This window comes from Nostoc sp. FACHB-110 (genome assembly GCF_014697425.1).
Taxonomy (GTDB): Bacteria; Cyanobacteriota; Cyanobacteriia; order Cyanobacteriales; family Nostocaceae; genus Nostoc_B.
Genome location: NZ_JACJRU010000035.1, coordinates 1 through 12,247 on the forward strand (window position 1 = coordinate 1; position 12,247 = coordinate 12,247).

Here is a 12,247-nt window from a genome sequence, read left to right on the forward strand (position 1 = left end):
AGGTCTGTTGGGTATGATGTAGACATTGCTCTAGTAACCCTGTCGCATTTTTATCTACTGACACAATAGCGTTACTGGAGCTTTTTTAGACTTTCCAAACATCCTCTTAGAGTTATGTTCCAATTTTGTTAATTAATTTGCAACTTTTTGATAGTAAAAGAAGAATAAACTTTATCCTTATGAAGGCAACTAAGTAGAGGAAAGAATCTCGATTTTCTACTCAATATTACCCACAGCTAAAATTTGTGCAACTGTCAGCACAATTTCTGGAAAAGTTGCAGACATAATTTGCTGACTTCCGCTAAATTCTTGTTCTTCGTACAATCCTTCTGACAACAATAAAATTGTAATTTTTGATTCTATTGGGTCTACAATCCAATATTCAGGAATCTCCAACGCCGCATATTCAGAACGTTTATAGCGATAATCGCGCTTCACTGAATCAAGACTCACCACTTCCACTACTAATATCGGCGCAGTCTGACAAACAGCCGACTCATCAAGGAATTCCTTTACCTGTTCAGTTGTGACAACATAAACATCAGGTAATCTTGACTTCCGCCATCCCGTTCTTACTCCCGCTTCTCTAAAGCATAGCCAAGGTAAACTCAGGCGATTGATTTCTGTGTCAAATGCTAGTTCAATAAATTTAGAAATCAGTAAATGTCGGAAAGTTGGCGGATTCATAAGTTCTAGGTTTCCATCCACCAGTTCATAACGGTTATCAGTACCATCGTTATAAGCAAGATATTCTTCAAAAGAGTATAGATGCTCTGTTGTTGTCTGTGTCATGGCGTAATCTTTGATTAAGCTCATTTTCTATAGTAGACTTGATTTTCAGCAAAAATCTCAAATAAAACGGTTGAAAATTCTTTAAACTCTTTACTGATAAAGGTTTTGAGTAGTGTCATAATTTCCCCATTATTTTGGAAAGTTCTGCTGTGCGACAAAGATGCGATCGCAATTAAGCTAATGAGCATTTCCGTGGTACAAAACTAGGGCTGTACTGCTTCGCAGAACCCGTAGGGTAGCCGTTATTACCAGTGAATCAGTCTGGAACAATGAATGACGATTGGCTGACTGTACGATGATTCTAAAATCATCAAAAAGGTAAGGCAACTGACCCTATCAAGTATTTCGCTGCGCCAGAAAACCAAGATTTAGGTATTGTTAAACGGCAACGAAAACCAAACATGAAGCTCATCGTTGCACCCTTCCCTGATCAACAACGAGGCACACCTGAATTTTTCTTTCAGCCATCTTCTCAAACCCCCTTGACAACTGCCTCACAGCCTTAACTTGTGACAAATGCCCTTTACCCAAGATATTTTTTATGGCGTTTTAGCATTCTTTCTTTTAGATATGGGGATGGTAGCCGCTAGAAGAATTAAAGATATGCAAAAGACTGGCTCATTTTTGATTGCTTTCTCTATTTTTATGCCTGTAGCTAATGCAATTATCGGCATAATTTTAGCGAAATTAATTGGTATGTCTGAAGGAAATGCTTTACTATTTGCGGTTTTGTGTGCTAGTGCTTCTTATATTGCAGTTCCCGCCGCTATGAGAATGACAGTTCCAGAAGCTAACCCTAGTTTGTATGTGTCTATGGCTTTAGCTTTAACTTTTCCTTTCAACATTATTATCGGCATTCCTTTGTACTTCAACATTATCAAAGCAATTGGAGTTTAAGAGAATGGAAGCTATTAAAAAAATTGAAATAGTCACCAATTCTTTAGAACTGCCAAAAGTTTTAGAAATTTTAGACAAAGCAGGTGTTTCTGGCTATACAGTCATTGAAGATGTCACAGGTAAAGGCGATAGAGGTAGAGTTTTTAATGATTTAGAAAGCCATACACTGACTAATGGCTATGTGATGAGTGTTTGCACATTAGAACAAGAACAACAATTAGTCACAGCAATTGAGCCAATTTTGAAAAAATTTGGTGGGGTGTGTATTGTTTCTGATGCCAAATGGATTGCACATTAGGTAAGCTCTGATGAGACGCGTTATTACTATCTGCGTCTCTATAAATCAAAATAAATTTTGTGAGTGAGGAGTATTTATCCGTGCCAATCAAACGAATAATTGAGGGGCTGAATGAATTTCACGACAATTATTTTAGTACACACCGAGAACTATTTGAAAATTTATCACAAGGCCAAAATCCAGAAGTATTATTTATTACTTGCTCAGACTCTCGTATTGACCCTTGTTTGATTACTCAAAGCCAACCTGGAGAATTATTCGTTATCCGGAATGTTGGTAATATTATCCCTCCTTACGGAACACCGCATGGTGCTGAAGGTGCAGGGATAGAATATGCTGTGCAAGCTTTAAATATTAAAGATATTGTTATTTGCGGCCATTCTCATTGTGGGGCGATGAGAGGACTATTGCAGATAGGTAACTTAGCTCATCAAATGCCTTTAGTTTATGATTGGTTGCGGCATTATGCTGAACCTACTCGCCGCTTAGTTTTAGATAACTACCCAGATTGTTCTAATGATAAGCTGTTAAAAATAGCCATTGAACAGAATGTTCTTACCCAGATAGAAAATTTAGAAACTCACCCGATTATTCGTTCTCGACTCCACAGTGGTCAATTGACACTTCACGCTTGGATTTATGAAATTGAAAGTGGAGAAGTGTTTGCTTATGACGCTCAGACTGGTCAATTTAAGATTCTAGAAAATCGGCCATTTCCTGTACCAAATCCTTTAATTTGCGCCCAGTTACAGTAGTGTTTGTGCCAGAGCAAATATGTAGCGATCGCATCAGTAATCACTCTACCTCAAAAATAGCGATCGCTGATATTTTTACTTTCCTCGGCCACGCCAGTCGCTGTAAGTCGGGAAACTCGCCCAACGCACTAGCTCCCCTTGCCGTCTAAACAAGCAAATTCAGTGATTAACAGCTTATGGTGTTGATTCTCCACATTTACAACACCGGAGAGTCTTCAAATTTATAGCCAACCCCAACAACAGTTTTAATAAAAGATGGACTAGCTGGGTCTGGCTCAATCTTTTTCCGCAACCGCGCTACATGAGTATCTACAACCCGTTCATCCCCAAAAAAGTCATCTCCCCACAGTTTGTCAATTAATTGCGTCCGGTTCCAAACTCGTCCGGGGTTGCTGACAAAGGTAGTTAACAAATTAAATTCCAAGTTAGTTAAATCGAGAATTTCTGGTTCTTGGGAATTTATCTGACGCGAAGCTGTGCGTTGTTCAACATCTACGATAAAGCTTTGAGTCCGAATTAGTTGATTCTGGCCACCTTGGCGCAAGCTACGACGTAATAACGCCCTGACCCTAGCAACTAACTCCCGAGGACTAAAGGGTTTAACCATGTAGTCATCAGCACCAGTAGATAGACCAATTACCCGATCTATTTCTTCACCCTTCGCAGTCAACATCAAAATATAAGGGTCTTTTGCACCAGGCTTTTGACGAATTCTGGCACATACTTCCAACCCATCCAACCCAGGAATCATTAAATCTAGAATAATTAAATCAGGTGGTTTTTCTTGAAACATCCGCAACGCATTCACACCATCACGGCTGACGCTACAAGAAAATCCTTCTTTTTCTAGAGAAATTTGGATTAACTGAGCAATTTCAGCTTCATCTTCAACGATTAAAATATCCATTGCACCTAGGATAGGATTAAGCAGACGACACAGAGTGATTTACTGGCTTGTCATTGTACTCTAAAAATCGGCTGGCATTTACAGCTAATCTTATTTCCAAATAAACAAGCACAGAAAAAACCTACCGTCTGCAGTCTGCTTCCCGTTCCCTATCCACAAAGAAAAGCAGTTAGTTAAAGCTGCGAATTAGACAACGTGCGGTAGTTGTAACCCAAATGAGAATCCTTTTGGATTTCTTGTTTAATGTTCTCAAGATCAATAAAATAGTCGGCAACATCAATCAAACTGTCGCTGGTCATGGTTCGCAAACTGACTACTTCCACCCGACCACCTTTGCTAGTGACAGCATCAACCGCATACGCTAAAGCTCCATCACCACTAACTAAAATTGCAGTATCGTAGTAAGGAGCTAAGGTAATCATATCAACAGCAATTTCTACATTCAAATTGGGTTTTTTGGTAGCATCTGTGAGTTGAACTTCTTTCGCAACCACCCGATAACCATTGCGACGCATCCAAAATAAAAAACCCTGTTGTTTTTCATTCGCGCGCGGGCGGGTTGGGTTTTGTCTTGTAACATCCACTACTGTATAGAAAAAAGCTCGTAACAGGCGCGAACCAGATGTTAATCGACACAGCAATTTGAGATAGTCAATTTCGATCCCTAATTGCAAAGCGGCATGAAATAAATTGACACCATCAATAAAAATAGCAACTCGCCCACGGTTTAATCCATTGATTGGAGAACTATCGGTTCTAGTTTCTCTTCTGGATGAATTCTCACCTTTAAGATGATGTTTGAGCAAGATTTTGCTTGATGAATGTACTTCATCTTCGTGGTGTTTATAGGAATTTCTAGGTTTGGTAAAATTAGTGAAAGTCATTGACTCCTCGGAAAAATTTAAATTTGTCAAGGCTGTTGAGAAATTACCAAGTAAACATCTGTGCTAGTGTGTTTATCTAGCGACAAATGGTATTAATTTACGAGTCTTTAAGCTAAAGCATTTAACTTGCACTTTGATTTGTAGGGGTTATGTTTTGTTATGATTTATTAGTCATTGATTTGGGGATGACTAAATAAGGCATTAACAAAAACAGTGCAGTATCTAAATGCATGAGCTTAAGCTACACAGATTGTGTTAACTATGCAGATTCCAAAAATGAATGCTCCAGAGTGTTGGACTCTAAGCACAGCGAGTTTTACGAGATATTCCCTCTGCCTACAAATATGTGGCTCTTGACCTTGAATATTTACCTGTTTCTGATCACAGGATGCTAAAACTGATTTGGAGACTGCTTCCTGTCAGGTAAATGGTAAAGAACGATTGGCATCTATTGTCATTGTACAACTGTATGGCAAAATCCTTCAATCAAGCTTTTGATGACATTTGATTGCATGAGTATTAATTACTAAAAATATTGCGGTTTTAGTTGATATATGAATTACAAAAAATTCAACCTATGTTTATTTACAACGGATTGAATAATACATAGCAGATTTGATTTAGCAAATTGTTTGATTGCTGAGATTGAATAATTTAGCACATTGTTTGATGAGGTGCAGAAATAATAGATAATTTTTGGTATATATAGCGATTCCCAGTTAAGTGAGGTACAGGTAATATTTTGAAACGCAGAGGGTCGCAGAGTTAAGCGCAGAGGTACGCAGAAATTTGTACTTCAGCAGACTAGGAAACGCTATAGATTTTAGCAATTTATTTAATCCATCAAATAAGCGGTTAATCATTTTCTCAATCAGATAAATGAGAGACTTCATCTTTAATTCTTCTTAAGATAGAGGGCAAAAGTCAAAAAAAGAGATACATTTATTTATAGACTAGTCCACAAAATGTCTTTGCTCATCTCCTCCACGGTTTTTTGACCAGGGAGGTTGTTTTTTGATATTTTTCCGAGAAAATGGCGACAAAAACAGCAAATTTTGAGTATTGATAATTGCTGTAGGTGGCTTGGTAAAAATTAGTCAGCAAATTAATAGCTGAAAACCGCAGATTTTTTGATTAATTTAGCTGAATATAGGGTTAAGACAGAGAATTATGTGACTTTAAGTCTAATATTTCTAGTAGCGATCGCTCCATAACTCCACTGACAAACTGATTCCCCTGTAAGTTCATGTGAATAGTGTCGTGGTACAACGCTTGGGGGTTTGGGCTGGCGTTAAATAATTGCAAAAAATCTATATAGGGGATTTGCTGGGCTTTGGTAAACTCGCTCAACCTTTGTCGGGCGGTGATTTCATAATCAAGAGGGCCTGGTTTACCCACTTCTCGCAGTAAGGGAGTCATGGCTAAGAGAAATTTGCTGTTGTGTTGATTTGCCAAAGCTTGGATTTTGCTAATGGCCTCTAGATTAACACCGACGCGATCGCCTGCTTCTTGCTGAATTGCTTGGAGTTCCGGTATGGGTTGCGCCTGAGTCAGGTAACGCTGCCAAACTTCTATTAATGCCAAAGCTGGTTTAGTATCGGGATAGTTGCGATCTCGTCCTACAGGTAAAGCTGTCGGGCTAGTCGCAAACAAATCATCGGTATTAATTAACAAAATGACAACCTCAGCCCCAAAATTGCCAAATCGCTGCAAATAAGCTAACTCATTTCTCGGCCCCCAAGAATTAGCCGACGCATTCAAAACTTCTACTTGCTGATATTTGTCAGCGATCGCTGATTTTAGCGAATTCATGATCAAACTAGAAATAGTATTCTTTTGATCTGTCCACCAGCCCCCATTGGCAATGGAGTCGCCTAACAACAGCACTCGCAGCGTTGACGGCGCAGGTATCTTCTCGATAGGACTGCTACGCATTGAAAATTGGTTAATCTCAATTTGATTACCAAAGCGGCGGGTTTGCTGGTTAGGTGCTAACAAGTAACCAATTTGGTCATCACCTAGGTAAATTAAGGGGTTGCCAAAACCAAATAGCGATCGCAAACCTATCTCCACTAAGACTAGCAGCCCCAGCAAAACACCAATAATTAAAAATATTAATCGCACTGGCTCATTTTCTCCAACTTTAATCTAAGTAATTAAATATACTGTATGTTTTTAACTGATTAGGGTGAGTAGATTGCTAGTTAAATCCGATAATTACTGAGAAAAGCCCATAATTCAGGCTCAAGATGATTACTTCTGGGTAAGTAAATCTAGATATACAGATATTCTTTGTATAAAGTGAAATATTACCTCTAACGGCATAAGTAAAAATGGCGATGTATTTGTTGCAAAGCTTAAACAAAATATTATGAGAGGTTTGAGTTGTTTTGCGAATAGAAAGACTACAATCAAAACGGACAAATTCGGACTCTAACAAAGGAGGATTCAATAGTCATGTCCGACTTAAATAGAGGAATTATGAAATTTGAGGGTGCAGACTCTCCAAAAATAGTGACTGTCTCTACTGTGTTGCTGTTAGGTTCGATTGCAGGCCTGATTATTTGGGCATTGCAAGCTGCCTACGCGCTAAACTAACCAAGAGCTTAAGAATTATTTGTCTCCAAGGACACTAGCAAACTACTGCTAAGTGTCCCTTAAGCATATAAAAAAAGTCCCAATAAAATCGTTAAATAACTTAAACAAAAAATTTAGAATTTGAGATTTGAGATTTTAGATTAAGATTGCATCTAAAATCCAATATCAACAATGCTTGAACTTTGGGGTGTCCTTGTTATATTAATTGCCTGCCCCTTATTAGGAGCGTTACCGCTAATTGCCTGGATTACTCAGGGATTAACAGGTAGGCAGTTATCACAAATCGGCACAAGAAACATTAGCGTATCAGCTGCTTTTTATCATGGCGGAACTTGGGTAGGGCTTTTGGCTGTATTGTCAGAAGCTCTAAAAGGTATCGCCGCAGTTTTTCTGACGCGGGCTTTTTTCCCCGATGGTTCGCCGTGGGAAATCGTCGCTTTAATTGCCTTAGTCTTGGGTAGATTTGGCTTAGGTAGAGGGGCGGGGACAACTAATGTGGCTTGGGGATTTGTCATCCACGATCCACCTGTGGCAATTTTTGTAACTTTTTTGTCACTGACAACGTTTTTAGTATTCCGCAACAAAAAATTTACCAAGTACGGGATATTAGTTTTATTTCCGTTGTTTGTGACTATCTTGCATTCTGATGATGTATTTAGAATCCTAGCAGCGATCGCTCTAGCCATCTTACTAGGATGGATTTATACACAACTGCCAGATGATTTAGATTTACCCGTTGCCGAAGCCCAGACAGACACACAAGCAACATTAGAAAATTTGCAAGGCGATCGACCCATTTTGACCTTAGATAATGAGTTAGAAGCCTCTATAGTGGGCGAGAAAGCCGCTACCCTATCTCAAATAAAGCGTTGGGGCTATCCTGTGCCTAAAGGGTGGATAGTTACTCCAGGTAACGATCCGGAAAAATTAATTGCCATTTTGCAACCTTCGGAGTTATCGCCTTTAATTGTGCGTTCTTCGGCAATTGGGGAAGATTCCGAACAAGCTTCTGCGGCTGGACAGTATGAAACAGTGGTGAATGTCACTAGCAAACAACAGTTGCAAATTGCGATCGCCCAAGTGAGAGATTCCTACAACGATATCTTGGCGGTACAATATCGTAGCGATCGTGGTTTACCAGATACAGCAATGGCAGTTTTGGTGCAGCAACAAGTCCAAAGCGTGTATTCAGGGGTAGCTTTTACCCGCGACCCGATTACGCAGCAAGGCGATGCTATTGTGATTGAAGCTTTGCCCGGTAGTCCGATTCAAGTTGTCTCTGGACAAGTCACACCAGAGCAATATCGCGCCTTTGTCGTGGAGACAGATAATATTTCTTCGATTCATTTAGAAGGAACAGGGCAAGTTCCCCAAGCCATTATTAAACAAGTCGCCTACCTTGCCTACCGCATCGAAAAACGCTATCACGGTATTCCCCAAGACATTGAATGGAGTTACGACGGTCAAACCTTGTGGGTGTTGCAAGCTAGACCAATTACCACTTTGTTACCTATCTGGACGCGCAAAATTGCCGCCGAAGTAATTCCCGGTGTGATTCATCCCTTAACCTGGTCAATTAATTGCCCGTTAACTTGTGGTGTTTGGGGGGATATTTTCACAATTGTATTAGGCGATCGCGCTTCGGGGTTAGATTTTACCGAAACCTCCACACTGCACTATTCCCGAGCTTATTTTAATGCCTCCCTCTTAGGAGATATTTTTCTGCGGATGGGCTTACCGCCGGAAAGTTTAGAATTTCTCACCAGAGGCGCGAAAATGAGTAAACCGCCCTTGCAGTCAACTGTGCAGAATCTCCCAGGATTAATGCAGTTACTCAAGCAGGAACTCAATTTAGACAAAGACTTTAAGCAAGATTACCGCGAATTATTTATTCCTGGTTTATCGCAACTGGCCCATGAGTCAATTGAAGATATGGAGCCATCCCAGATATTAGAGAGAATTGACTTTAACTTAGAATTATTGCGGCGTGGTACTTATTACAGCATCTTAGCCCCCTTGAGTGCCGCCATTCGACAGTCAATTTTTCGGGTCAAAGATGGGCAGATTGATAACAGTGTGACACCAGAAGTCGCTGCATTGCGATCGCTCAGTGCTTTAGCCGCCGATGCTGCCCAAATATTAACTGATGTTGAGCCAGATCAAGTATTTGAACAGTTAGAACAAACCCCCGCCGGACAAAAAATTCTTTACGAATTTCATGAACTACTAGAAGATTACGGCTATTTAAGTGAGGTGGGTACAAACATAGCTGTCCCTACCTGGAAAGAAGACCCCCGCCCAGTGCAGCAATTATTTGTGCAGTTAATTCAAGGCAATCAGTCAGATGTAGGCGGTGTTGACCCGATTAATCGGGCTTTATCAGGTAAGCGTAAACGCGGCTTCGTTCAAGAACGTATAGATATTAAAGGGCGGGTGACAGAAGTTTATTCGCGCTTATTAGCTCAACTGCGCTGGCGATTTGTAGCGATTGAAAAAGCTTGGTTAAATTCCGGTTTGTTGCCAGCAGCCGGAGATATCTTTTTCTTAGAAATTGGGGAAATTAGGCAACTAATAGCTGGTGATGCGGCTTCATTAAGAGAACGCTTGCCCGAAATTATAGAGTATCGGCGATCGCAATTCCTCGAAGATAGCAAAATTCCCCAAGTTCCCCTGTTAATTTACGGCAATACACCACCCCATCCTCTCGCCCCCTCTCCCTTATACTCTGACCAAGTATTACAAGGTATACCTGCCAGCCACGGACAAGCGGAAGGTCGGATCAAAGTAGTGCGCAACTTAGAAGATACGCCTTACATCGACCGGGAGACAATTTTAGTCGTACCCTACACCGATTCTGGCTGGGCGCCTTTATTAGTTAGGGCTGGTGGACTTATTGCCGAAGTTGGCGGTAGACTTTCCCACGGGGCAATTGTCGCCCGTGAATATGGCATTCCGGCAGTCATGGATGTACGCGGCGCAACTTGGTTGTTACAAGATGGTCAACGCGTCAGAATCGACGGATCTAGGGGTATTGTAGAACTATCTCACGACTTAAGACCAGAATGATTATTACTTCTTTGAATAACTTGCCGGAAGAATCCGTTTCTCATAACCCCGAAATCACAAAAAAGGTGATGTTACGCTTCGGCGATTTACCTCACCTCACCAACTTTTCTCAAGCTCGTTTTGCCCCGGGAAACATAGCCACAGCCCACGCCCATCAAGATATGTGTGAAGTGTTTTTTGTCGAAGCAGGTTCTGGCTTAATTCGTGTGAACAATCAAGAATATCCTTTGCTTCCCGGCAATTGTATTGCCATTGAACCAGGAGAAATTCACGAAGTAATTAATAATAGCGATGGCGAACTTGTGCTTACCTATTTTGGTTTGCGAATTGAATAATTTAAGTAGCTTAGTTTGCATATTAAAATTACATCAAACTCTTGTGGGGCGGACATCTTGTCTGCCCATTTGATGCAAGTTCCATATACAACAGTTTACCTGAGGACTTTAATCAAGAAACACTAGGATCATTCACACTTCTAATCTGTTTTAACATTTGTTCAATTTGATAAACCTTATCATTTCTACTTTGGGTTTTAAAAATATTTAAAGCTTTTTCTAGAGAAGCTACCGCTTCATCTCGTTTATTAATTTGCCATAATGCTTGACCTAAATTAGTCATGGCTTCGCCATAATTGGGGTTAATTTCTAAAGCTTTGCGATATTCAGTAATCGCTTCATTCCATCGGTCTTGAGTGGCGTAAGCAACACCAAGGGCATTGTAAGCTAAAGCATATTTAGGTTTAATCCGAATAGCTTCTTGATAAGATTTAATTGCCACCTCTGGCTGTTTTTGCCGCAGCAGTACATTGCCTAATTGAAAGTGAGCAAAAGCATCTTCAGGATATTTTTTAATTAGCTGCCGTAAACTAGTTTCTGCACCCTTAAAATCTCTTTGAGAGTATAAGGCATTAGCTTGTTGTATGAGTTGCGATCGCTCTGGATTATCATCATTAAATTGAGCTAAGTTAGACGATGGTTTTTCATTAATTTGTGTAGGATAAAGCAATGCAGCCATTGTTGGAACTGCTAACGTTAATTGTGATACTCCAATTGCTGCAATTGATATCAACGTTATACTACTAACAGATTGAACTTTCATCGCCTTCAATACCTCACTAATGTCCTGATCCCTATAATAATTTGACGGGGCATTATCTGATATTGTTCATTTTATTTTGGTGATACCAATTCTCTGTAAGGCTGCATTTATCATTTATCTCGTATTTCTGTCTTTGTGTCCTACCCTTCGAGAAGCCGCTATCGCGTCTATGCGCCCTTTGTGGTTCGTTATCTAATTCAGTGCATCTTCATATAGAACTGGTATGAGCCGCCATACTCTGATGCTTTGCTGTGTTGGAGCTAATGCGCTTAATTATGTTTACCTGATTAACCTTCAACTGTGGTAGTTGATAACACTTCAATTTGACTTAATTGCTCTTGAGCAAGGCGTTCATAATGTTCTTTATCTCTATATTTGATGATTCTATGAGGTTGACCACCGACAATTGCTAAAGGTTCCACATTAGAAGTTATCACTGTACCTGCTGCAATAATCGCTCCATCGCCAATGACAATTCCGGGAATAATTAAGACATTTGCACCAATCCAAACATTGCGACCAATCACAACAGGCTTATGAATGTAAACATCATGTTCGTAAGGTAGAGCATTACTTTGATAATCGTGGTTGGCAGATAAAATAATTGTATTAAACCCGATTGTTGTATTATCACCAATTGTAATTCCACCACGACCATCTAATAAAACATCTGTCCCAATGTAGATTTTGTTGCCAAGACAGACATTTTGTGGATGCTCAATGCGAATTTGATGTTTAAATCGCACACCATAACCAATAGATTTTAATTTATTTTTGAGTTCTTGATGTTTATATTGGCGGACTTTCGGTTGCCAGTATTCTTCCCACTTCACCATGAGAGGAATGAAAGATATTAATACACGCTCTAATTTATTGGTGATTGTATTAGTAAGTGATTTCATACATTTACTCAAAGATAATGATTTATTATTCCCTAAAAAAAATAGCGATC

General features: G+C 39.9%; 12 protein-coding genes and 2 pseudogenes. 8 read left to right on the forward strand and 6 right to left on the reverse strand.

The annotated features are described in order from the left end of the window. Window positions 1–216: 216 nt before the first annotated feature. On the reverse strand, window positions 217–792 hold the full coding sequence (locus tag H6G69_RS24865; RefSeq protein ID WP_190691857.1) for a Uma2 family endonuclease: 576 nt from the start codon (window positions 790–792) through the stop codon (window positions 217–219). A 308-nt stretch (window positions 793–1,100) separates the two neighbouring features. Here H6G69_RS24865 and H6G69_RS24870 point away from each other — a divergent pair. From H6G69_RS24870 to H6G69_RS24890, 5 genes and pseudogenes are all read left to right on the forward strand, one after another. Then, a pseudogene (locus H6G69_RS24870) lies at window positions 1,101–1,298 on the forward strand (IS4 family transposase); the annotation flags it as partial. Between the two features lie 13 nt (window positions 1,299–1,311). Beyond that, window positions 1,312–1,689, forward strand: a pseudogene (locus H6G69_RS24875) (sodium-dependent bicarbonate transport family permease); the annotation flags it as partial. 4 nt (window positions 1,690–1,693) lie between these two features. Then, window positions 1,694–1,987, forward strand: coding sequence for a P-II family nitrogen regulator (locus tag H6G69_RS24880; protein ID WP_190691797.1), 294 nt, complete (start codon window positions 1,694–1,696; stop codon window positions 1,985–1,987). A gap of 80 nt (window positions 1,988–2,067) precedes the next feature. Beyond that, window positions 2,068–2,742 (forward strand): carbonic anhydrase, encoded by a 675-nt coding sequence (locus H6G69_RS24885; RefSeq protein WP_190691798.1) that lies wholly within the window; start codon window positions 2,068–2,070, stop codon window positions 2,740–2,742. A 5-nt stretch (window positions 2,743–2,747) separates the two neighbouring features. Beyond that, complete coding sequence (locus H6G69_RS24890; protein ID WP_190691799.1) at window positions 2,748–2,891, forward strand: hypothetical protein; 144 nt, start codon at window positions 2,748–2,750, stop codon at window positions 2,889–2,891. Window positions 2,892–2,938: 47 nt separating this feature from the next. Here the strand turns inward: H6G69_RS24890 and H6G69_RS24895 are convergent, their stop codons facing one another. The 3 genes from H6G69_RS24895 to H6G69_RS24905 form a co-directional block, all read right to left on the reverse strand. Beyond that, window positions 2,939–3,649, reverse strand: a complete 711-nt coding sequence (locus tag H6G69_RS24895) for a response regulator transcription factor (RefSeq protein ID WP_190691800.1) — start codon at window positions 3,647–3,649, stop codon at window positions 2,939–2,941. Between the two features lie 173 nt (window positions 3,650–3,822). Beyond that, window positions 3,823–4,533, reverse strand: a complete 711-nt coding sequence (locus tag H6G69_RS24900; RefSeq protein ID WP_190691801.1) for an NYN domain-containing protein — start codon at window positions 4,531–4,533, stop codon at window positions 3,823–3,825. Window positions 4,534–5,688: 1,155 nt separating this feature from the next. Continuing rightward, window positions 5,689–6,657, reverse strand: a complete 969-nt coding sequence (locus tag H6G69_RS24905; RefSeq protein WP_190691802.1) for a GDSL-type esterase/lipase family protein — start codon at window positions 6,655–6,657, stop codon at window positions 5,689–5,691. A 333-nt stretch (window positions 6,658–6,990) separates the two neighbouring features. On the opposite strand from H6G69_RS24905, the gene H6G69_RS24910 reads away from it, so the two are divergent. The 3 genes from H6G69_RS24910 to H6G69_RS24920 all read left to right on the forward strand — a co-directional run bounded on the left by H6G69_RS24910 (window position 6,991) and on the right by H6G69_RS24920 (window position 10,532). Next, window positions 6,991–7,131, forward strand: a complete 141-nt coding sequence (locus H6G69_RS24910; protein WP_190691803.1) for a hypothetical protein — start codon at window positions 6,991–6,993, stop codon at window positions 7,129–7,131. A gap of 171 nt (window positions 7,132–7,302) precedes the next feature. Further along, window positions 7,303–10,197, forward strand: coding sequence for a glycerol-3-phosphate acyltransferase (locus tag H6G69_RS24915; RefSeq protein WP_190691804.1), 2,895 nt, complete (start codon window positions 7,303–7,305; stop codon window positions 10,195–10,197). After that, window positions 10,194–10,532: a cupin domain-containing protein gene (locus H6G69_RS24920; protein WP_190691805.1), complete on the forward strand. Its 339-nt coding sequence runs from the start codon at window positions 10,194–10,196 to the stop codon at window positions 10,530–10,532. Before H6G69_RS24915 ends, H6G69_RS24920 begins: the two co-directional genes overlap by 4 nt. A 112-nt stretch (window positions 10,533–10,644) precedes the next feature. Here the strand turns inward: H6G69_RS24920 and H6G69_RS24925 are convergent, their stop codons facing one another. Both H6G69_RS24925 and H6G69_RS24930 read right to left on the reverse strand, forming a co-directional pair. Continuing rightward, complete coding sequence (locus H6G69_RS24925) at window positions 10,645–11,295, reverse strand: tetratricopeptide repeat protein (protein WP_190691806.1); 651 nt, start codon at window positions 11,293–11,295, stop codon at window positions 10,645–10,647. A 287-nt stretch (window positions 11,296–11,582) separates the two neighbouring features. Further along, window positions 11,583–12,131, reverse strand: coding sequence for a DapH/DapD/GlmU-related protein (locus tag H6G69_RS24930; protein ID WP_242072177.1), 549 nt, complete (start codon window positions 12,129–12,131; stop codon window positions 11,583–11,585). Window positions 12,132–12,247: the final 116 nt, after the last annotated feature.